This is a genomic window from Nocardia sp. 852002-51101_SCH5132738 (genome assembly GCF_001665695.1).
GTDB lineage: Bacteria > Actinomycetota > Actinomycetes > Mycobacteriales > Mycobacteriaceae > Nocardia > Nocardia nova.
In genome coordinates this window covers 1-22437 of the sequence record NZ_LZML01000006.1, presented here as the reverse complement: position 1 = coordinate 22437, position 22437 = coordinate 1, and the positions used below count along the sequence as shown (strand labels likewise).

General features: G+C 70.1%; 10 protein-coding genes. 5 read left to right on the top strand and 5 right to left on the bottom strand.

The window, feature by feature from the left end:
• The first annotated feature begins 143 nt into the window (after positions 1-143).
• From A5789_RS01180 to A5789_RS01170, 3 genes are all read left to right on the top strand, one after another.
• Entirely contained in the window at positions 144-587 is a 444-nt protein-coding gene (locus tag A5789_RS01180; protein WP_063016168.1) for a MarR family winged helix-turn-helix transcriptional regulator, read from the top strand.
• Positions 588-694: 107 nt separating this feature from the next.
• A complete protein-coding gene (locus tag A5789_RS01175; protein WP_064902354.1) occupies positions 695-1258 on the top strand; it encodes an isochorismatase family protein in 564 nt (187 codons plus the stop codon).
• Positions 1255-2658 carry an MFS transporter gene (locus tag A5789_RS01170; RefSeq protein ID WP_064902353.1) on the top strand — a complete coding sequence of 468 codons (1404 nt, stop codon included), beginning with the start codon at positions 1255-1257 and terminating at the stop codon, positions 2656-2658. Before A5789_RS01175 ends, A5789_RS01170 begins: the two co-directional genes overlap by 4 nt.
• 1 nt (position 2659) lies before the next feature.
• Here A5789_RS01170 and A5789_RS01165 read toward each other — a convergent pair whose 3' ends face one another.
• From A5789_RS01165 to A5789_RS01145, 5 genes are all read right to left on the bottom strand, one after another.
• Positions 2660-3616: an SRPBCC family protein gene (locus A5789_RS01165; RefSeq protein ID WP_064902352.1), complete on the bottom strand. Its 957-nt coding sequence runs from the start codon at positions 3614-3616 to the stop codon at positions 2660-2662.
• Entirely contained in the window at positions 3609-3971 is a 363-nt protein-coding gene (locus A5789_RS01160) for a helix-turn-helix transcriptional regulator (RefSeq protein WP_063016160.1), read from the bottom strand. The genes A5789_RS01165 and A5789_RS01160 overlap by 8 nt, the downstream gene beginning before the upstream one ends.
• A 47-nt stretch (positions 3972-4018) precedes the next feature.
• On the bottom strand, positions 4019-5230 hold the full coding sequence (locus tag A5789_RS01155; protein ID WP_064902351.1) for a TerC/Alx family metal homeostasis membrane protein: 1212 nt from the start codon (positions 5228-5230) through the stop codon (positions 4019-4021).
• 138 nt (positions 5231-5368) lie between these two features.
• A complete protein-coding gene (gene katG / locus A5789_RS01150) occupies positions 5369-7594 on the bottom strand; it encodes a catalase/peroxidase HPI (RefSeq protein ID WP_063016158.1) in 2226 nt (741 codons plus the stop codon).
• 36 nt (positions 7595-7630) lie between these two features.
• On the bottom strand, positions 7631-8044 hold the full coding sequence (locus A5789_RS01145) for a Fur family transcriptional regulator (protein ID WP_036525450.1): 414 nt from the start codon (positions 8042-8044) through the stop codon (positions 7631-7633).
• A 461-nt stretch (positions 8045-8505) separates the two neighbouring features.
• Between A5789_RS01145 and A5789_RS01140 the strand changes: the two genes are divergently transcribed.
• Both A5789_RS01140 and A5789_RS01135 read left to right on the top strand, forming a co-directional pair.
• Positions 8506-8700, top strand: a complete 195-nt coding sequence (locus A5789_RS01140) for a hypothetical protein (RefSeq protein WP_146098563.1) — start codon at positions 8506-8508, stop codon at positions 8698-8700.
• Positions 8701-8946: 246 nt separating this feature from the next.
• The coding region (locus A5789_RS01135) for a non-ribosomal peptide synthetase (RefSeq protein WP_064927103.1) at positions 8947-22437 on the top strand (13491 nt) is incomplete at its 3' end.

Genomic DNA, 22437 nt, shown 5'->3' with positions numbered 1-22437 from the left:
AAACGACCCGGTAGGGGGCTTTTCGGTCAGGCTAGCGACATTACTTACCGGCCGTCAAGTAATCACACTCGGCGAAGGCCGAGTCGCATCCGAATTTATACAGCCAGCTGTACAGTTAGCTTAGTAAATGATACGGTGGAGTCGTGTCCGGAAAGCCTGCGCCCACCCCCGCCGCGGTGGCGGCCGATCTGCGTGTCGCCGTCAGCCGGCTGCTGCGGCAGCTGCGCGCTCAGGCCGAGGGCAGCGACCTCACCAAATCCCAGAGCTCGGTCCTCATCCGCCTCGAACAGGGCGGGCCCGCCACGGCCACCCAACTGGCCCACGCGGCGGGAATGCGCCCGCAGTCGATGGCGAAAATCGTTCGCGCGCTGGAAGAGGCGGGTCTCATCGCGGGCACACCCGATCCGGCCGACGGCCGCAAAACCGTCCTGGACCTGACCGAGGCCGCCCGCGACGAATTCCGCACCGGCCGCCGCGCGAAAGAGGACTGGCTCACCCGCGTCATCGAGGCCGAATTCACCGACGCCGAAATCCGGCAACTCGCCGATGCGGTCGGGCTGCTCGACCGCATCGGCCGGGCCGGCTGATCCAAGCGCCCACAACCGAAATCCGCGACCCGGCCACCGGGTTCGCGCGATCCGGCGCGCGCCGACCCCGGTGCGTCCGAAACCGCACGCCAGCAAAGGAATTCGTCATGCCCGTCACCACCCTGGACCCGGCCACCGCCCTCATCGTGATCGATCTGCAGCACGGCATCGTCGGCCGGCCGCTGGCGCATCCGGTCGAACCCGTGATCACGCGCGCGGCCACACTCGCGCACGCCTTCCGCGACCGGGACCTGCCGGTCGTGCTCGTCAACGTCGCCGGCACCCCGCCCGGGCGCACCGACGCCGGCGCGATGACCATGACCGATCTGCCGCCGGACTGGACCGCCCTCATTCCCGAGATGGCGCCGCAGCCCGGCGACATCCAGGTCACCAAGCACGCCCGCAGCGCCTTCGCCGGCACCGGGCTCGCCGACCGGTTGCGTGCCGACGGCGTCACGCAGGTGGTGGTCGTGGGCATCGCCACCGGCGCCGGCGTCGAATCGACCGCCCGCGACGCCCACGAACAGGGTTTCCACGTCACGCTGCCGGTCGATGCGATGACCGATTCCGACGCCGAACGCCACGACCACAGCATCGGCCACATCTTCGGCCGCATCGCCGAAACCGGAACCACCGACGACGTGCTACGGACATTGGCGGCCCGCTCGTGACAGCCGCCCCCGCCGACACCGCGCCCGCCCGCAGCGACCCGTTCACCGTCCGCTTTGTCGGGCCGCTGCTGCTGGGCTCGACCCTCAATCCGATCAACACCTCCACCATCGCCACCGCCCTCGTCGGCATCGGCGTCGACTTCCACCGGGGCCCCGGCACCACCGCCGTGCTCATCTCGGTGCTGTATCTGTGCAGTGCCGTCGCCCAGCCCACCATGGGCAAACTCGCCACGCTGTTCGGGCCGCGCCGGGTGTTCACCAGCGGGTTGATCATCCTCATCGCCGCCGGCGTGATCGGCGCCGCCGCACCGGCATTCGGGTTCCTGGTGGTGTCGCGCGCGCTCATCGGGATCGGCACCTCGGCGGCGTTTCCCACCGCGATGGCGCTGGTGCGGCGGCGCGCCGACGACGCCGGGACGGGGGTGCCGGCGCGAGTGCTGGGCAACTTCTCGATCGCCGCGCAGGTCACCTCCGTGGTGGGGCTGCCGCTGGGTGGTCTGCTGGCGGGTGTGTTCGGTTGGCGCGCAATATTTTTCGTCAACATCCCGCTCGCGCTGGTCGCGCTGGTGGCGACGGCGACCGGGGTGCCGAAGGATGCACCGCGCGACCGCGATCAGGGGTCGCTGCCGGCCGCGGTCGACCTCGTCGGCATCGGCCTGTTCGCCGGCGCCGTGATCGGCATGCTGAGGTTTCTGTCGGATCTGCGCTCACCGCTGTGGTGGTTGCTGCCGGTGACGCTGGGACTGGTCGCCGCGCTGGTGGCGTGGGAGTTGCGGGCCCGCAGTCCGCTCATCGATGTGCGGATGCTGACCCGCAACGGCGGCCTGTTGCGCACGTATCTGCGGCAGGCGGTGGTGTCGCTGGGCACCTACACCGCCCTCTACGGGACCAGTCAGTGGATGGAACAGGCCGCCCACTACAGCGCCTCCCAGGTGGGGTTGATCCTGCTGCCGCTGTCGGCGATCAGTATCGTCATCGCGCGGCTGGTGTCCAATCGCGGCTGGGTGCGGGTGCCGCTGACCGCGAGCGGTGCGGTGTTGATCGCGACCGGGCTGGTCATGGCCGTGATCACGCACAACTCGCCGGTGATCGTGCTGATCGCGATGTCGCTGCTGTTCGGAGTGGCCGGCGGCGCCAGCGGGTTCGCCAACCAGGCCGCGCTGTATGTGCAAGCGCCCGCCCGGCAGGTCGCGGTGGCGTCGGGGTTGTATCGCACCTTCGCCTATATGGGGGCGATCTTCTCCTCCAGCCTGATCACGCTCACCTTCGGTTCGGCCACCACCGATGCCGGGCTGCACGCCATCGCCTGGGTGATCGTTGCCCTCGGTGTCCTCGTCGCGCTGATGACGGTGCTGGACACCACGATTCCGGCCCGCACCGGCCGCACGCCCGCGCAGTGACTCAGCTGTAGGTGGCGGTCAGTTCGGTGACCCGCTGCTCGGGCCACGGGCACCGGATCTCGCCCTGGGTCGCGGCGAAGAACAGTTCGATATGCACCTGCCAGGCGGCCAGCAGTCCGGCGCGGTGCGCGGCGAGCCGGTGGGGCAGGGTGTGGGCGAACTCGACCCGGGTGCCCAGTCGCGGATCGGCGATGATCTCCCACCGCGCCCGTCCCGCCGGCTGCCCGTCCACTGACACCTCGTATTCCAGCAGCCGCGGCGGATCGAATGCGGTGACCGGTCCCGGCTCGATCGCCGGATTGGTCGCGCGCGCCGGTGGTAGCGCGCCGACGCGCAGGGGGTGGTCCTCGATCAGGATCGCCCAGATCGTGTCCGCGGGCCGCCACACCAGGTCCCGCGAAAACCGCAGCACCACATCGGATTCGGGGCCCACGCCGGGTTCGGCGCTGCCGCGGGCCAGCCCGAACTTCTCGGCGTAGGCTTCGGCCCGGGCCAGCCATCCGGCTCTCGGGTCCTCATCTTCGGCGCGGTCGTCGAGTGCGGCGGCCAGGCTGGTCAGGCAGCCGTCCCATCCGGCGGCGGTGCGGGCGGCGCCCAGGCGGCCGGCCGGGCCGTCGCCGAGCGCGTGGGTGAACACCAGCCGGCAGCCGTCGCCGTCGGCGATCAGCTCGAATCGCAGCACATCCCGGTTCCAGCGGAACATGAACACCTTCGGCGGATCGACCTCTAGGACCTCTCCGTCCCAGGTGTCCTCGATCGGGGCTTCGTCGTCGAAGACGAATCGCATCGGCGCGCCGGGGCGCAGGTCGGTTTGCACCGCGGCCGGAAACCACGCCTTCATCTGCTCGGGATCGCTGATCGCCCGCCACACTCGTTCCCGGGGATGGGCGAAGCGGCGCTCGAACCGCAACGTGGGCGTGCCGTCGATCGTGGTCAGTTCGGCGGACGGGTCACTCATCGTCATCACTCCTTGCGGTTTCGGCTTCGGTGAGGGTGGTGCTGTCGTCGGCGGCCAGCGCGTCGAGGTGGCGGGCCAGCGCGTCGAGGCTGGTGTCCCACAGCTGCCGGTAGGGGGCCAGCCACAGGTCGATCTCGGTGAGCGGCTGGGGTCGCAGCCGGTACCAGCGCCGTTGCGCGTCCTGGCGGACCTCGACCAGGCCGGCGCCGCGCAGGATCTTCAGGTGTTTCGACACCGTCGGTTGTGCCAGGCGCAGTTCGGTGACCAGTTCGCCGACCAGGTGTTCGCGCCGGCGCAGCAGGTCGAGGATTTCGCGGCGCCGCGGTTCGGCCAGCGCCTCGAACGTAGATGCCATATCGGCAATATAGCCGAAACGGAATATAAAGAGGAGGGGTTCGACGGTCACATCCGCAGGGGCAGGCCCGCGCGGATGCGTTCCATGCGGTCCTCGTGCACGACGTGCGCGCGGTCCAGAAGCGTGGTCAGGTCCTCGGCGCGGAACCGGTGCACATATTTGTCCGGCAGCCCGGCCATGGTCCGTTCCGCTGCCAGCATCCGCCCGTAGGTGTGTTCGCGCACGGCCTGATCGGCCTCGTAGCCCAGATCGAGGTACCGGGTGGCGTAGCGGCGCGCCCCGGCGACCGCGGTCTGCGCGCGCCCGGCCGGGCTCCACAACGAGACCACCACCGTCACAACGAGTATCGCGACGATCACGACCAGCGACCACACGGTGGGAATCTCGGCCACCGGCACCGGGTCGCCGTCGTTGACGAACGGCACGCTGTTGTGATGCAGCGCGTGCAGTATGAGCTTCACGCCGATGAAGCCGAGTACGGCGGCCAGCCCGAAACCCAGATAGATCAACCGGTCCAGCAGCCCCTCGAGCAGGAAGAACAACTGCCGCAACCCCAGAAGCGAGAATGCGGTGGCGGTGAACACCAGGAATACGTTCTCGGTGAGGCCGAAGATCGCGGGAATCGAATCGAGGGCGAACAGCACATCGGTGCCGCCGATCGCGATCATCGCCGACACCATCGGCGTCAACCGGCGCCGACCGTCCACGATCGTGGTCATCGCGTCACTGTCGTAGGAGTCGGTGGTGCGCAACAGTTTCCGGGTCGCGCGCACCACCAGCCCGTCGCCGGAGTGGGTGTCCTCGCTCTCGGGACGCAGCATATTGCCCGCGGTCACCAGCAGCACCCCGCCGAACAGGTAGAACACCCACGCGAAACGGTTGATCAGCGTCGCTCCGAGGAAGATGAATCCGGTGCGCGCCAGCAGCGAGATCACGATCCCCACCAGCAGCACCTTCTGCTGGGCGGCCGCGGGCACCCGGAAGGCGGTGAAGATCACCAGGAAGATGAACAGATTGTCCACCGACAACGCCTTCTCGGTGATGTAGCCGGCGAAGTACTCGACCCCCATCTCGGATCCGCCCAGACCCCACACCACGAACCCGAACGCCACCGCCACACCGATATAGGCCGCCGACCACGCCGCCGACTCGCCCAGGGTCGGCGAATGCGCGCGACGCACGTGGAAGACGAAGTCGAACACCAGTAAGACGACGATCAGCGCCAGCGCACCGGCCCACGCCAGCAGCGGAACGGTCACGGCGGCCTCCTGTGCCCGAGTGGTCTCGGGTGACTGTAGCGTCCGCGGCCGAACGACCGCCCGAACCGGCATGCTCCCCGGACGTGCGGATGCCCCGCGCACCGGCGGTGGTGCGCGGGGCATCCGGGCGACGGCGGATCAGGCCAGGTCGAACCGATCCAGGTTCATCACCTTGTCCCAGGCGGCGATGAAATCGTCGACGAACTTGCCCTTGGCGTCGTCGGTGGCATACACCTCGGCCAGCGCCCGCAGCTGCGAGTTCGAGCCGAAGACCAGATCGACGCGGCTGCCGGTCCAGCGCTGCTCGCCGGTGGCCCGGTCCGAGCCGACGTAGGTGCCGTCGTCGGCCGGAGAGGGCTTCCACTCGGTGCTCATGTCGAGCAGATTCACGAAGAAATCGTTGCTCAGCACTCCGGGGTTGTCGGTGAGCACGCCCAGCGGCGACTGCTTGTAGTTGGCGCCGAGCACCCGCAGACCGCCCACGAGCACGGTCATCTCCGGCGGGGTCAACCGCAGCAGGTTCGCCTTGTCGACCAGCAGATACTCCGCCGACAGCCGGGTGCCCTTGCCGAGGTAGTTGCGGAAACCGTCGGCCTTGGGTTCGAGCGCGGAGAACGACTCCACATCGGTCTGTTCCTGGGTGGCGTCGGTGCGGCCGGGGGTGAACGGGACGCTCACCCCGAAACCGGCGTCGCGGGCGGCCTTCTCGATCGCCGCGACACCGCCGAGCACCACGACGTCGGCGAACGAGACACGCACGTTGCCGGACTGTTCGGTGTTGAACGCCTCCTGGATCGCTTCCAGGGTGCGGATCACCTGGGCCAGCTCGTCGGGGTCGTTGACCTCCCAGCCGTTCTGCGGTTGCAACCGCAACCGGCCGCCGTTGGCGCCGCCGCGTTTGTCGCTGCCGCGGAACGAGGCCGCCGCCGCCCAGGCCGTCGACACCAGCTGCGGCACCGTCAGGCCCGAATCGAGGATCCGCGCCTTGAGGGTGGTGATCTCGGCGTCACCGATCAGGTCGTGATCGACGGCCGGGATCGGGTCCTGCCACAACAGGGTCTCCTCCGGCACCAGCGGACCCAGATACCGGGACTTGGGTCCCATATCGCGGTGGATCAGCTTGTACCAGGCCTTGGCGAACTCGTCGGCCAGTTCCTCGGGATGGTCGAGCCAGCGCCGCGTGATCGGCCCGTAGATGGGGTCGAATCGCAGCGACAGGTCGGTGGTCAGCATCGCCGGGGCCTGGGTCTTGGACGAATCGTGGGCGTCGGGCACCGTGCCCGCGCCGGCGCCGTCCTTCGGCACCCATTGCCACGCCCCGGCGGGACTCTTGGTCTGCTCCCATTCGTAGCCGTAGAGGGTTTCGAGGAAGCTGTTGTCCCAGCGGGTCGGGGTCGGGGTCCACGTCACCTCGATGCCGCTGGTGATCGCGTCCTTGCCGACACCGGTGCCGAACGAGCTCTTCCAGCCCAGGCCCATCTGCTCGAGCGGCGCGGCTTCCGGTTCGGGGCCGACGTTGTCGGCGGGGCCGGCGCCGTGGGTCTTGCCGAAGGTGTGCCCGCCGACGATCAGCGCCGCGGTTTCCACATCGTTCATCGCCATCCGGCGGAACGTCTCGCGGATGTCGATCGCGGCCGCCAGCGGATCCGGATTACCGTTGGGCCCTTCGGGATTGACGTAGATCAAGCCCATCTGCACGGCCGCGAGCGGGTTCTCCAGATCGCGCTGCCCGGAGTAGCGGGCATCGCCGAGCCATTCCATCTCCGGACCCCAGTACACCTCCTCGGGCTCCCACTCGTCGACGCGGCCGCCGCCGAAACCGAAGGTCTGGAAACCCATGTGCTCGAGGGCGACGTTGCCGGTGTAGACGATGAGATCGGCCCACGACAGTTTGCGGCCGTACTTCTGTTTCACCGGCCACAGCAGCCGGCGCGCCTTGTCCAGGCTGGCGTTGTCGGGCCAGCTGTTGAGCGGGGCGAAGCGCTGCATCCCGGATCCGGCGCCGCCGCGGCCGTCCTCGATGCGGTAGGTGCCGGCCGCATGCCAGGCCATGCGGATGAACAGTGGCCCGTAGTGGCCGAAATCGGCCGGCCACCAGTCCTGCGAGGTCGTCATCACCTCGATGATGTCGGCCTTGACCGCGGCCAGATCCAGGGTGGCGAATTCGGCGGCGTAGTCGTAGTCCGCGCCGAAGGGATTGATTTCGGCCGGATTGTGCTGCAGCACTTTGAGATTGAGCTGTTCCGGCCACCAGTCGCGGTTGCCGCCACCTTCGACGGGTCGCTTCATGCGGCCGACGACGGGGCATCCGCTCTCGGGCGGTTCGGTATTGGCCTCGGCGATAGGTGGATGTTCCTCAGGCACGGTCTTTCCTTTCCGAGTGAGTGAAACGGGCTGTGATCACGGGGTCGATCGAGCAGTCGGCAGGGAACAGGAGGGGCACAGGCCCCAGTAGATGACCTCGGCCTCGTCGAGGACGAAGCCGTTGTCGTCGGCGGCGGTCAGACACGGTGCGTCGCCGACCGAACAGTCCACATCGGCGATGACGCCGCAGGAGCGGCACACCAGATGGTGGTGATTGTCGCCGACGCGGGTCTCGTAGCGGGCGACCGAGCCCATCGGCTGGATCCGGCGCAGCAGACCCGCCTCGGTCAGCGCCCGCAGCACGTCGTAGACGGCCTGATGGGAGACCGTGCCCAGGGTGCCGCGGACGAGGCCGAGGATGGTGTCGGTGTCGGAGTGCGGGTGGTCGGCCACAGCGGTCAGCACCGCGATCCGCGGGGCCGTCACCCGCAGCGCGGCCCGGCGCAGCATGCGCTCGAAATCCGCCGTAGTGGACACGGTCCGAAGTATGACTCATTCAAGTAACCGGTAGGTGCGGTTTTGAGAACCAAATTTCCGAACACTTCGGATCCGGCCGCCGTCCGAGGGTCGCCCCCGCGCTCGCGCGGCCGCACCGGTGCGGCCGGCGGTCACATCCGTGTGGTGCCTCGAGTTTTGTGATTGTTGTGATTTCTGTGGTTTCTGATGCCGGTGACCACACCGAAATTCAGACCTTCTCGGGGCTCGATTTCATAACGACCGTCACGAAAACCGCGGGCGGCAACCGGAAGTGTCTCGTTCTTCCTGCGCTCGAGCGGGCGAAAGTCCGGCTATCTGGTACCGAGGAAACTGCGTAGTTATCAAAAAATTACTTTTTATCCGGGCGCGCCCGCCCACCGAATCTACCTACGACACACTGCCGTGAGGTGCTTCACGTGCCAGAAGGTGATCCGGTGAACGCGATGAATTCCAACGATGTGGGTAACCCGCCCGCCCCGCCAGGCCCGGATACGGGCCGCGCCGCCCCGCACGACGCGATGTGCGGCGGCGGGCACGGCGACGGTGACGGCTCCGAACCCCGGGGCGGCGTCGAATCCGCGGACCGGCGGTCGCGCGATCACCGGCTCCGCTGCAAACACGCGGACTGACCTGGGCCGACGGCCCACGCGGGCGGTCGCCGCGACGTGTCGGGGCGTCGTGACCACCGCCTTCGCGCCCGCCGGCCGCACCACCAGACGAATATCCGCCCAGGGCGACGAGGGCGCTGTTCGTCGCGCTCGAGAAATCGCGGCGCACATTTCGACGTGCTTCACGCAATACGACCGACGTCGTTTCGAGGAAACGGTCCGGCGTCGTGTCACTGCGTCGAAGTAAAGAGATCCGATGGAGGACCGGTGACCCAATTCAAAAGCAACTTCGGCGGCGATTCACAGGCACCGAAGTCACCGCGGATCGGCCCGGCGCCACTCGGCGGTCACCAGGCACCAGGCAACGGAACACGCGCACGCACTTCGGGGCACGGATTCCCGCGCCCGGCGCCGGACGGCGTATTCAAGCTCACCGCGGCGCAGCGCGGAATATGGTTCGCCCAGCACCTCGCGGGCGAATCCCCGATTTCGGTGGCGCAATACGTGGAAATCATCGGGGAATTGGATACCGATCTGCTCATGGAGGCCTGCCGCACCGCGAGCCTCGAATTCGGGTCCGGACATCTGCATCTGATCGAGGTCGACGGCGAACCCTGCCAGTTCGTCGACCACTTCCGCGGCGGCCCGATCTCGGTGGTGGATCTGCGCCGTCACACCGACCCGGTGGCCACCGCGCACCGGCTGATGACCGAGGACTACGCCGCACCGCTCGATCTGCTGCACGACCACCTCATGGTGTGCGTCATATACCAGGTCGGCGACAACCACTACCTGTGGTACCAGCGCGCCCACCACATCGCTCTCGACGGATTCGCCGCGGTGACGATGCTGCAGCGCATCACCGAGCTGTACAACGCGTGGCTGCGCGGTACCGAACCCTCCCCGGCCGCGGCGAAGGATCTGGCCGAGATCACCGAACAGGATCTGGCCTATCGCGGGTCGACGCGATTCGACAACGACCGCAAATACTGGACCGAACATCTGGCGGACGCACCGCCCGTGGTCAGCCTGGCCGGACGTGTCGGCAAACCCACCATCCACCCGGCACTGGTCAGCGAAGCGCTCGCACCCGAGACCGCCGCACTGCTGGATGCCGTGGTCGCCGAACGCAGCACCAGCGTCACCCCGATCGTCGTCGCCGCCTTCGCCGCCTACCTGGCCCGCATGACCGGAAGCACCGAGGTGCTGCTGAGCCTTCCGGTGTCGGGCCGCCACTCCGCGATACTGCGCCGCTCCGGCGGCATGGTCGCCAACGTGGTGCCGCTGCGCGTGCGGGTCGGCTCCCGCAGCGTCGGTGAACTGATCGACGCGGTACAGGGCGAGCTGACCAGCGCGCTGCGCCGCCAGCGCTACCGGCAGGAAGACATCTTCCGCGATATGGGCATCGCCCGCGACGAGACCGCCTCCTTCGGTCCCGCCGTGAATCTGATGATGATCGACAACGACGTCGTCCTCGGCGACACCACCGGCCGGTTGCACGTGCTCACCTCCGGGCCCACCGCCGACCTGTTCGTCAACATCTATCCCGGCGCCGGCCGCGACAGCACCCACATCGACTTCCAGGGCAATCCGAACATCTACCGGCCCGACGAACTCGCCGCCCACCACGGCCGCTTCCTGATGTTCCTGCACGAATTCCTCGACCGCGGAACGCAATACCGCATCGACCGGCTGCCGCTGCTCGCACCGTCCGAACAGCAGCGGCTGCTGCCCGTGCGCGGCGACGACGCGGTCGCGCCCCGGCTGCTGCCCGACATCCTGGCCGACAGCGCCGGGCGCCAGCCCGCCTCCGACGCGATCTCCACACCCGGCGCCACCGTGACCTACGGTGAACTCGACGCCCGGTCCTCACAGCTGGCCCGCCAACTGATCGCACGCGGCTGCGGCCCCGACACCACCGTCGCGATCATGCTGCGCCGCTCGGTCGAATCGATCGTCGCCGCCTGGGCGGTCGCCAAATCCGGCGCCGCGATCGTGCAGGTGGATCCCGACTATCCGGCCAAACGCATCGAGCACATGATCGCCGACAGCGGCGCCCGGGCCGGCATCACCGTCGACGCCTACCGGGGACGGCTGCCGCAGACGGTCACGCCGGTGGTTCTCGACGATCCGGACACCGCGGCCGCCTGCCGCGACACCACCGGCGCCCCGATCGGCGATAGCGAACGCCTGCGCCCGCTGCGCCCCGACGACCTCGCCTACATCACCTACACCTCCGGATCCACCGGCATCCCGAAAGGGGTGCAGGTGACCCATGCGGGGCTGGCCAACCTCATCGCCGACCGCAGCGAGGTCTGCGGTGTGGACGCCACCGCGCGGGTGTCGTATGCGCTCTCGCCCAGTTTCGACGCCTCACTCGAGCAGTTCCTGGTGTGCTTCGCCAACGGCGCGACCCTGCTGGTCGTCCCGCCCGAGGTGATCGGCGGCGACGAACTGACCGACCTGCTGGCCGCCCAGCACGTCACCCACCTCACCCTCACCCCGGCGATGCTGGCGACGGTGGATCCGCGGCGCCTGAGTGAGCTGCGGGTGGTCGTGGTCGGCGGTGACGTGTGCCCGCCGCACGTGATCGAACGGTGGACGCGCTCGGCGGCGATGTTCAACGAGTACGGGCCCACCGAAACCACCGTCACCGCCGCCAGCGCCGCGGTCACCCCGGGCGGGGACCTGACCGTCGGCGGCCCGATCCGCGGGGTCTCGGCGATGGTGCTCGACCGCTGCCTGCAAGCGGTGCCGACCGGCACCCCGGGTGAGCTGTATCTGGCCGGGCCGGGGGTGGCGCGCGGCTACAGCCACCGGTTCGCCGAAACCGCGGCCCGCTTCGTTGCCGACCCGCACGGCGGGCCCGGAGCGCGCATGTACCGCACCGGCGATATGGCCCGCTGGGTCGGCGACGGACCCGTCCCCGAGCTGGAATTGCTGGGGCGCACCGACTTTCAGGTCAAGATCCGCGGCTACCGCATCGAACCCGGCGACGCCGACGCCGCGCTCACCGCCCACGACGATGTCGACATCTCCGTCACCGTGCCGGTGCGCAACAACGCCGACGCCACCGTGCTGGCCTCCTATGTGGTGCCGGTGCGCGGACGCCACATCGACCCGCTGGACCTGCAACGCTTCGCCCGCGACACGCTGCCGCCGCATCTGGTGCCCGCGGTGATCATGGCGTTGGACGCCCTGCCGGTCAACGCGTTCGGCAAACTCGACCGCGCCGCCCTGCCCGCACCCGCCTTCGGTACCGCGGCCGCGGGGCGGGCGCCGTCCACCCCGCGGGAACAGCGGGTGGCGCAACTGTTCGGCGAAATCCTCGACGTGGCCACGGTCGGCGCCGACGACAGCTTCTTCGCCCTCGGCGGCGACAGCATCCTGTCCATTCAACTCGTGGCGCGCGCCAAGGCGGAGGGGCTGAGTTTCTCCACCCAGGACGTGTTCGAACACAAGACCGTCGCCGCTCTGGCCGCGGTCGCCACCGACGCCGGCGGCGGCCCGCAGCTGCCCGAACTGCCCGGCGGCGCGATCGGGCCGATGCCGCTGACCCCGATCATGTACGCGATGCTCGCGCGCGACCGCTTCGACCGCTTCGCGCAGGCCACCCTCGTCGAACTGCCGCCACACGTCGACGACGCCGACCTGGTGGCCGCGCTGGCGGCGGTGCTGGACCGCCACGACATGTTGCGCGCGGTGTTGCGCGGCGCCCACTCCGCCGACCGGTACATCGACGTGGCCGCCCCCGGCACGGTCGACGCCGCGGCCGCCTACGAATCGGTGCGGCTGCCGCGCCGCGACGCCACCGAGATCGACGCCAGGTTGCAGGCGGCCGCCGACCGGCTCGATCCCGCCGACGGTGTGCTGGTGCAGCTGGTGCGGATGAGCGACGACACCACCGGGCCCGACCTGATGTGGGTGGTGATCCACCACCTCGCCGTCGACGCGGTGTCGTGGCGCATCCTGCTCACCGACCTGGCCGGGGCATGGCAGCAGATCAGCGCCGGCGCCGAACCCGCCTTCGGCCCCGCAACCACCTCGGTGCGGCGCTGGAGCCACGGACTCACCGAGCACGCCGCCGGCCGCCGCGCCGGCGAACTGGAGCTGTGGAAGACCATCCTCGCGCCGGGGGAGAAGCTGCTCGGCACACGACCTCTCGATCCCGCACACGACACCGCGGCCACCGCGGGCCGCGTCGAGGTGCACGTACCCGCCGACGTGTCCGAAGCGATCCTCACCACCGTCCCCGCCCGCTTCCACGGCACACCCAACGACCCGCTGCTGGCGGCGCTGGCGCTCGCACTGGGGGAGTGGCGTCGCCGCCGCGGCGTCGACCCGGACACCGAACTGATCTCCCTCGAGGGACACGGCCGCGAGGAACACGCCGTACCGGGCGCCGACCTCAGCGCCACCGTCGGCTGGTTCACCACCCGCTTCCCGGTGCGCCTGGACCTGCGCGGCGTCGACGCCGACGACGCGTTCGCCGGCGGCCCCGCCGCGGGCACGGCGATCGTGGCAGCCAAGGAACAGTTGCGCGCGATCCCCGGCAACGGCATCGGCTACGGGATGCTGCGCTGCCTCGACGCCGAGGCCGGCGCCGAACTGGCCGGCGCGCCCGAACCGCAGATCGCGTTCAACTACCTCGGTCGCGTCGGCGTCCACGAACAGTCCGGGCCGTGGACACCGACCACCGAATTCACCTCCCTCACCGCGACCGGCGACCCGGCGATGGCGCTGCCCGCCGTCCTGGATGTCAACGCGATCGCCGAACCGGGACCCGACGGCCTCGAACTCGACGCCACCTGGGAATTCGCCACCGACGTGCTGAACAGCGCGGACGTGGAGGAACTGGCCGGACTGTGGGTGCGGGCGCTGCGCGGGCTCGCCGACCACGCCCGCGGCGAAACCGCCGGCGGCTTCACCCCGTCGGATTTCCCGCTCGTGGACCTCACCCAGGACGAGATCGACCGCTGGCAGCTGGAATATCCGACCATGACCGACGTGTGGCCGCTGACCGCACTGCAGTCCGGTCTGCTGTTCCACGCCGTCTACGACACCGACCGCGTCGACGGCTACACCGTGCAGGCGACACTGACCCTCGCCGGGAACGTCGACACCGCCCGCATGCGGGCCGCGGCACAAGCGGTGATCGACCGGCACGACAGCCTGCGCACCGCATTCGTCGAAAGCGCCGCCGGGCCCCGCCAGATCGTGATGAGCGGCGTGCGCGCCGACTGGCACGACAGCGACCTCACCGAAATCGCCGACGCCGGGGAACGCGACCGCGAACGACGCCGCATCATCGACGCCGCGTCGGCCCCCTTCGATCCGGCCCGGCCGCCGCTGCTGCGTTTCCACCTGATCCGCACCGGCGCAACCGAATTCGAACTGCTGCTCACCAACCATCACATCGTGCTCGACGGCTGGTCGATGCCGCTGCTGATCCACGAACTGCTCACGGTGTACGCCGCGGACGGCGATCCGGCCGCACTGGCACCGGCCGGCACCTACCGCGACTACCTGCACTGGCTGCACAGCCAGGACCGCGACGCCGCGATCACCGCCTGGCAGAGTGTGCTCGCCGGCATCGAAAGCCCGACCCTGGTGACCGGGCGCCCGGACCGGACCGTGCCCGCCGACAACGCCGAAGTCAGCCGCAACCTCTCCGCCGAGACGACCGCCGCGATCACCGACCTGTCGCGCGCCTACGGTGTCACCGCCAACACCACCGTGCAGGTGGCATGGGCGCTGCTGCTGACCACCTTGACCGGCCGCTCCGACATCGTGTTCGGCAACACCGTCTCCGACCGCCCACCCCAGCTGCCGGGAGTCGAACGCATGGTGGGGCTGTTCATCAACACCCTGCCCGTGCGGGTCCGGCTCGAACCCGCCGAAACCGTCGCCGACCTGCTGGCCCGGGTGCAGTCCGAACAGGCCGCCACCCTCGACCACCGCCATCTCGGGCTGGCCGAACTGCAACGCGCCACCGGATTCGCCGACATGTTCGACACGGTGACCGTGCTCGAGTCCTATCCGCTCGACCGCGAACAGCTGACCCACAATCTGCGCGAGGCCGGACTGCGGCTCGTCGACGTCGACGCCCACGACGCCACCCCGTATCCGCTGAGCCTGCAGGTGACCCCGCCGCGGCCCGGCCGCGCCGGCGACCCGGATTCGGCCACCTCCGCCACCCACACCGTGATGTTGCGCTTCTCCTGCGACCGGCTCGACATCGAGACCGCCCGCATCCTGCTCGACCGCTACGAACGGATCCTCGACCAGATCGCCGCCGACCCCACCGCCACCGTCGCCGCCATCAGCCCCTGCGCGAATGCCGAACTCGCCGAACTGATTCCGGCGCCACGCAGTGCACCGGCCGGACGCACCCTGCGCGACATCCTCACCGACACCGCCCGCACCCACCCGGACGCGGTGGCCGTGCGGTCGGGAACCACCACGCTCACCTATCGGGCACTCGCCGCGCGGGCCCACCGGCTCGCGCAACGGCTGCTCACCCGCGGCGCACGCCCGGAAACCGTTGTCGCCGTGGTCGTTCCGCGTTCGATCGAGCTGGCCGTCGCGATCTGGGCGGTCGCCGAAACCGGCGCGGCGTTCCTGCCACTGGATCCGGCCAACCCCGGCGAACGCCTCGCCGAACTGCTCGCCGATTCGGGCACCGCCCTCGGCGTCACCACCCGCGCCCTCACACAGGGGCTTCCCGCCACCGTCGACTGGACCCTCGCCGACACCGACCTGCCCGCCGAACCCGACACCACCGCCGCGCCCGACGAGCTGCGGCTCGACCACGCCGCCTACCTGATCTACACCTCCGGATCGACCGGAACCCCCAAAGCCGTGCACCTGACCCACCGCGGCCTCGCCGGCCTGGCCGCCGCCCACGCCGACGCGTTCGGCGTGAACACCACCTCGGCCGTCTTGCAGGTCGCCTCACCGGGATTCGACGCCTGCCTGTCGGAACTGCTGCTCGCCCACGGCCACGGCGCCTGCCTGGTGATCGCACCGCCCGACGTCTACGGCGGCGCCGCGCTCGAGGAACTGCTGCGCGCCCAACGGGTGACCCATGCCATCATCACCCCGTCGGTGCTCAACACGATGGACCCCGCGCAGCTGCCCGCACTGACGACGATCGCGGTCGTCGGGGAGGCCACCGCTGCCGACCTCGTCACCCGCTGGGCGCCCGGGCGGCGGCTGATGAACCACTACGGGCCCACCGAATGCACCGTGTGGGCCACCGGATCCGACGCCCTCACACCCGGGCAACCCGTCACCATCGGCACCCCGATCCCCGGACTGTCGGTGACCGTGCGTGACATGTGGCTGCGGCCGGTCCCCGCCGGCGTCGCCGGCGAACTGTATGTGCGCGGCCCCGCCCTGGCCCGCGGCTACCTCGACCGACCCGCCACCACCGCGGCCCGCTTCGTCGCCGACCCGGAATCGGCTCGCGGAGAACGGATCTACCGCACCGGTGACAGCGTGCGCTGGCTGCACACCTCCCGCGGACCGCAACTGGAATACCTGGGCCGCAGCGACCAGCAGGTCAAAATCCACGGCCTGCGCATCGAACCGGGGGAGATCGACGCCCGCCTGGCCCGCCACGACACCGTGGCCGTCGCCGCCACCGTCGACCGCCCCGGACCCGCCGGCGAACCCGTGCTGGTGTCCTACGTCGTCGCCGCACCGGGGGCCACCCTCGACCCGGCCGCGCTGCACACCGACCTGGAACGCGAACTGGCCCACTACATGAACCCCGCCGCCATCGTGGAACTGGCGGACATGCCCCGCACCCCGGTCGGCAAGATCGACCGGAAAGCGTTGCGCGAACTGGACTTCCGATCCGAGGAGACCGCCGGACGGGCGCCGGCCACCGCCGACGAACAGCTCATGGCGAAACTGTTCGCCGAAGTCCTGCACCTGGACACCGTGTACGCCGACAGCAACTTCTTCACCCTCGGCGGCGACAGCATCGTATCCATGCGGCTGGTGGCATTGGCCCGCTCGGCCGGGCTCACCCTCACCCCGCGCGACGTCTTCGAAGCCAAAACCGTTGCCGCACTGGCGGAACTGGTCGGCGGCACCGTCGCCGCCGACCCGTCGCCGACCCGGGAACCGGCCCACCGCGCCGAAGGCCGCCCCCCGCGCCCATCGGACTTCCCGCTGGTCGAGCTGACCGCCGCCGACGTCGAACGGCTCGACCACCGCTACCCGGACCTGGCCGACGTGTGGCCGCTGTCGCCGATGCAGGCCGGAATCCGATTCCACTCCACCTACAACCCCGACGCCGGCGACAACTACACCGTGCAAACCGCGATCGGCTTCACCGGCACCGTCGACGCCGAACGCCTGCGCCGCGCCGCCCAAGCCCTCGTCGACCGCCACGACATCCTGCGCGCCGCCTTCACCGACACCAGCGCCGGACCCTGCCAGATCGTGCTCGGCCACGCCCCCGTCCGCTTCCGGCACATCGACCTCACCTCCGGCGCCGACAACGCCGGCCTCGATCAGGTCGCCGCCGACGACGCCGCCGAAGGGTTCGACCTGTCGGCGCCGCCGCTGATCCGATTCACCCTGATCACCGTGCGCCCCGACCGCTACCGGCTGCTCGTCACCAACCACCACGTGATCCTCGACGGCTGGTCCATGCCGCTGCTGATGAGCGAACTGCTCGCCAACTACAGCACCCCCGCCCACATCGACACCGCCGAACCCGCACCCAGCTACCGCGACTACCTGGCCTGGCTGCACCGCCAAGACCTCGCCGCCTCCACCGCCGCCTGGACCGACGAATACGCCGACGTCGAATCACCCACCCGCGTCGCCCGCGCCGACGCCGCCCACCGCGACACCTCCGCCGGCGAAATCGACACCCTGCTACCCGCCCACCGGGCCGCGGACCTGCGCCGCGTCGCCGCCGACGCGGCCGTCACCGTCAACACCGCCGTCGCCGCGGCATGGGCGCTGACCCTGCGCGAACTGACCGGCGACACCGACGTGATCTTCGGATCAGCCGTCTCCGGCCGGCCCCCCGAACTCCCGCAGGTCGACCGCACCCTCGGCATGTTCCTCAACACCGTCCCCGTGCGCGTGCCCCTCGACCCCACCCACACCGTCGAGCAGCTGCTGACCCGCATCCAGCAACACCAGGCCCGCATGCTCGACCACCACCACATCGGGCTGGCAGACATCCACCGCGCCCTCGGAATGACAGCCCTGTTCGACACCGCCGTCGCCTTCCAGTCCTTCCCCGTCGACCGGCCCGCCCTGCAGCACCTCGTCGACGCCGCGGGCCTGCACATCGACGACATCACCGGCGTCGACGCCACCCCTTACCCGCTCAGCCTCGTCGTCGCCCCCGAATCCGACGACACCGCACACACCGACACCACCCACACCGACCCGGCCGCGGCACCGGGACTGCGCATCACCCTGCGCTACCTCGACGACGAATTCGACACCCACCGCGCACAGTGGATCCTCGACCGGTTCGTCGCACTCCTGCACCACATCGCCGACGACCCGGCCACCCCGCTGGCACGGCTCACCGCCGCCGACGACACCGAACCCGTCCACCCGGCCCGCGCGCACCGCCGGCCGCGAACCTTCGACGACATCCTCACCGCCACCGCCGCCACCCACCCCGACGTCGTCGCCGCCACCTGCGGCACCGACACCCTCACCTACCGCGACCTCGACCAGCGATCCAACCGGCTGGCCCGGCTGCTGCTGCACCGCGGCCTCACCCCGCACACCGTGCTCGCCAGCGCCCTGCCACGCTCCCTCGACGCCGTCGTCACCGTGTGGGCAGCCGCGAAAACCGGCGCCGCGTTCGTGCCCATCGACCCCCGCCTGCCCGCCGACCGCATCGCCTTCCTGCTCGACGACTCCGGCGCCACCCTCGGCATCACCCACACCGGCAACGCCGACACCGGCACGATCCACCCGCACCGGCACATCGACCGGCTCGTCCTCGACGACCCCGACACCGTCCACGCCCTCGACACCGAATCCGCCGCACCGATCACCGACACCGAACGCGGCGCGACGCTCACCCCCGACCGCACCGCCTACCTCATCTACACCTCCGGATCCACCGGAACACCCAAAGGCGTGCTGGTCACCCACCGAGGCCTCACCGACCTCGTCGCCGCCCAGCACCGCATCCTCGGCGTCACCGCCGACTCCGCGGTGCTGCAGGTCGCCTCACCCAGCTTCGACGCCTCGATCTTCGAACTGCTCATGGCCCACGGCGCGGGCGGCCGGCTCGTCGTCTCCCCACCCGACGTGTACGGCGGGCCCGAACTGGCGAAACTGCTTCAGCGCGAACACATCTCGCACGCCGTGCTGACACCGTCGGCGCTGGCGACGATCCCCGGCGACCACGTCGACACCCTGCGCGTACTGGCCACCGCCGGCGAACCCGTCGGCCCCGAACTGGTCGACCGGTGGGCACCCGGACGCACCATGGTCAACCTCTACGGACCCACCGAATCCACCATCTGGGCCACCGCGAGCGCACCGCTGACCCCGGGCGCACCGATCACCATCGGCGCCCCCGCCGGCCCCGTCACCACCACCGTGCTCGACACCTGGCTGCGGCCCGTCCCGCACGGCGTCGCGGGAGAGCTGTACCTGCTCGGCCCCGGACTCGCCGACGGCTACAAAGACCGCACCGCACTGACCGCGACCCGATTCGTCGCCTGCCCGTTCGGCGCACCCGGCACCCGCATGTACCGCACCGGCGACATCGTGCGCCGCACCACCGGCGGCGACCTGGAATTCGTGGGACGCAACGACTTCCAGGTCAAAGTCCGCGGCAACCGCATCGAACTCGCCGAAATCGACGCCGCCCTGGCCGCCCACCCCGGCGTCGCCTTCGCCGTCACCGTCCCACGCACCGACGACGGCCGCCCCACCACCCTCGTGTCCTACGTGACCCCCGCCGCCGGCGCCACCCTCTCCGACACCGACCTGAAAACCACACTCGCCCAGGCACTTCCGCCCTACATGGTGCCCGCCGCCGTCATGATCCTCGACGAGGTGCCGCTCACCCCGACCGGCAAACTCGACCGCGACCGACTACCCCGGCCACCCGCCACCGCCCGCGCCTTCCGCGCACCCACCACCTGGCAGGAAGACGTCGTCGCCCGCGCCTACGAACAGGTCCTCGACGCCGAACACGTCGGCGCCGACGACGACTTCTTCGCCCTCGGCGGCGACTCGCTCAGCGCCGCCCTCGTCGCCGCCCGCATCGGCGCCGCCCTCGACGTGCGCATCCCCGTGCGCACCATCTTCGAAGAACCCACCGTCGCCGCCCTCGCCCGCCGCGCCCGCACCCTGCACGGCACCGCCCGCCTCCCACTCACCGCAGGGGAGCGCCCCGAACCGCTGCCGCTGTCGCTGGCCCAGCAACGCATGTGGTTCCTCAACCGGTTCGAACCCGAATCGGCCGCCTACAACATCCCCGTCATGCTGCACCTGTCCGGGCGCCTCGACACCACCGCACTGAGCGCCGCCCTCGACGACGTCATCGCCCGCCACGAAGTACTGCGCACCATCTACCCCGAAACCGACGGCGAACCACGCCAGCTCATCCTCGACCGGGCACCGATCACCCTCGAAACCGGCCACCCCGCCCGCGACACCCTCCCACAGCTGCTCACCGAATTCGTGCGCCGCGGCTTCGACGTCGCCACCCAGGTACCGATCCGCGTCGCCCTGTTCGACATCACCACCGACACCGACGACACCGGTCAGTACATGCTCGTCCTGGTCGTGCACCACATCGCCGGCGACGGACAATCCATGGGCCCGCTGGCCCGCGACGTCATGACCGCCTACGCCGCCCGCCACACCGGACAACCCCCACAGTGGCAGCCCCTGCCGGTGCAGTACGCCGACTTCGCGCTGTGGCAACGCCGCATCCTCGGCGCCGCCGACGACCCCACCTCGCTGATGTCCACCCAGCTCGACTACTGGCGCACCACCCTCGACCGGGTACCCGACCTGCTCGACCTGCCCACCGACCGGCCCCGCCCCACCGTCGCCACCCTCACCGGCGGCCGCGTCCCCCTCGACATCCCCGCACCCCTGCACCGGCAACTGCAGACAGTGGCCCGCGACCACGGCACCTCCCTGTTCATGGTCGTCCACGCCGCACTCGCGGTGCTGCTCGGGCGGCTCGCCGACACCGACGACATCGTCATCGGCACCCCCGTCGCCGGCCGCGGCGAACCCGGCCTCGACGACCTCGTCGGCATGTTCGTCAACACCCTCGCCCTGCGCACACCCATCGACCGCAGCGAACCGTTCACCCAACTGCTGGCCCGCACCCGCGACACCGACCTGCACGCCCTCGACCACGCCGACGTCCCCTTCGAACGCATCGTCGAAGAACTCAACCCGCACCGCACCACCGCCGCGCACCCCCTGTTCCAAGTGGTGCTCGCCTTCCAGAACACCGGCGCCATCGACATCGCCCTGCCCGACGTCGCCGTCTCCCGCGCCGACGTCGACACCGGCACAAGCCAATTCGACCTCCAGCTCGTCATCTCCGACACCAGCACCGAAACCGGTGCCGCCCAAGGCCTGTCCGGCATGATGATGTACGCCCGCGACCTGTTCGACCCCGACACCGTCACCAGCTTCGTCCAGCGACTGCTGCGGATCCTCGACACCGTCGCCACCAGCCCCGACACACCCGTCGGCGACATCGACTGGCTGCACCCCCGCGAACACCACGCCCTGCTCACCAGCATCGGCCCACGCACCGCACCCACCCCCGAATCACCACTGCTGCCCGACGTATTCGCCGACGCCGTGCGCCGCAACCCCGACGGCCTCGCCGTCCGCACCGGCGACACCGGCCTCACCTACACCGAACTCGACCAGCGCTCCAACCGCCTGGCCCGGCTGCTCATCGAACACGGCGCCGGACCCGAAATCCCCGTCCTGGCCGCCGCGCCCCGCTCCGCCGAATCCGTGCTCATCTGGTGGGCCGTGGTGAAAACCGGCGCCACCTACGTCCCCGTCGACCCCGCCTACCCGGCCCACCGCATCGACCACATGATCACCGATTCGGCTGCCGCACTGGGCATCACCGTCACCACCGCACGCCCCGCACTACCCGACACCGCCGACTGGATCATCCTCGACGCACCCGAAACCACCGCACACCTGCACACCCGCCCCGACAGCCCCCTCGACGACCACGACCGGCTGCGGCCGCTGCGCGCCACCGACACCGCCTACGTGGTCTTCACCTCCGGATCCACCGGACGCCCCAAAGGCGTCGCCGTCACCCACACCGGCATCGCCGACCTCATCGCCACCCAACGCGCCGACTACCACATCGAATCCGGCTCCCGATTCCTGCACTTCGCCTCACCGTCCTTCGACGCCGCACTGATGGAGATCCTGTTCGCCACCGCCGGCGCCGCCACCCTCGTCATCGCACCCACCGGAACCTACGGCGGCGAGGACCTCGCCGACCTGCTGCGCACCCAGCACGTCACCCACGCCTTCGTCACCCCCGCCGCCCTCGCCTCCGTCGACCCCACCGGACTCGACGACCTGCAACTGGTGCTGTCCGGCGGCGAAGAAGTCCCCGCCGAACTCGTCAAACGCTGGGCAGGCACCGACCGCCGCGGCACCCGCGAATTCCGCATCCTCTACGGACCCACCGAAACCACCATCCTCGCCACCGCCACCCGGGCCCTGCACGCGGGGGACCGGCCC

Excerpts from the sequence above, each read along its gene's own strand:
- A5789_RS01165 (WP_064902352.1), bottom strand. The coding sequence starts at position 3,616 with ATGAGTGACCCGTCCGCCGAACTGACCACGATCGACGGCACGCCCACG.
- A5789_RS01175 (WP_064902354.1), top strand. The coding sequence starts at position 695 with ATGCCCGTCACCACCCTGGACCCGGCCACCGCCCTCATCGTGATCGAT.
- A5789_RS01160 (WP_063016160.1), bottom strand. The coding sequence starts at position 3,971 with ATGGCATCTACGTTCGAGGCGCTGGCCGAACCGCGGCGCCGCGAAATC.
- A5789_RS01145 (WP_036525450.1), bottom strand. The coding sequence starts at position 8,044 with ATGCTGCGCCGGGCCGCGCTGCGGGTGACGGCCCCGCGGATCGCGGTG.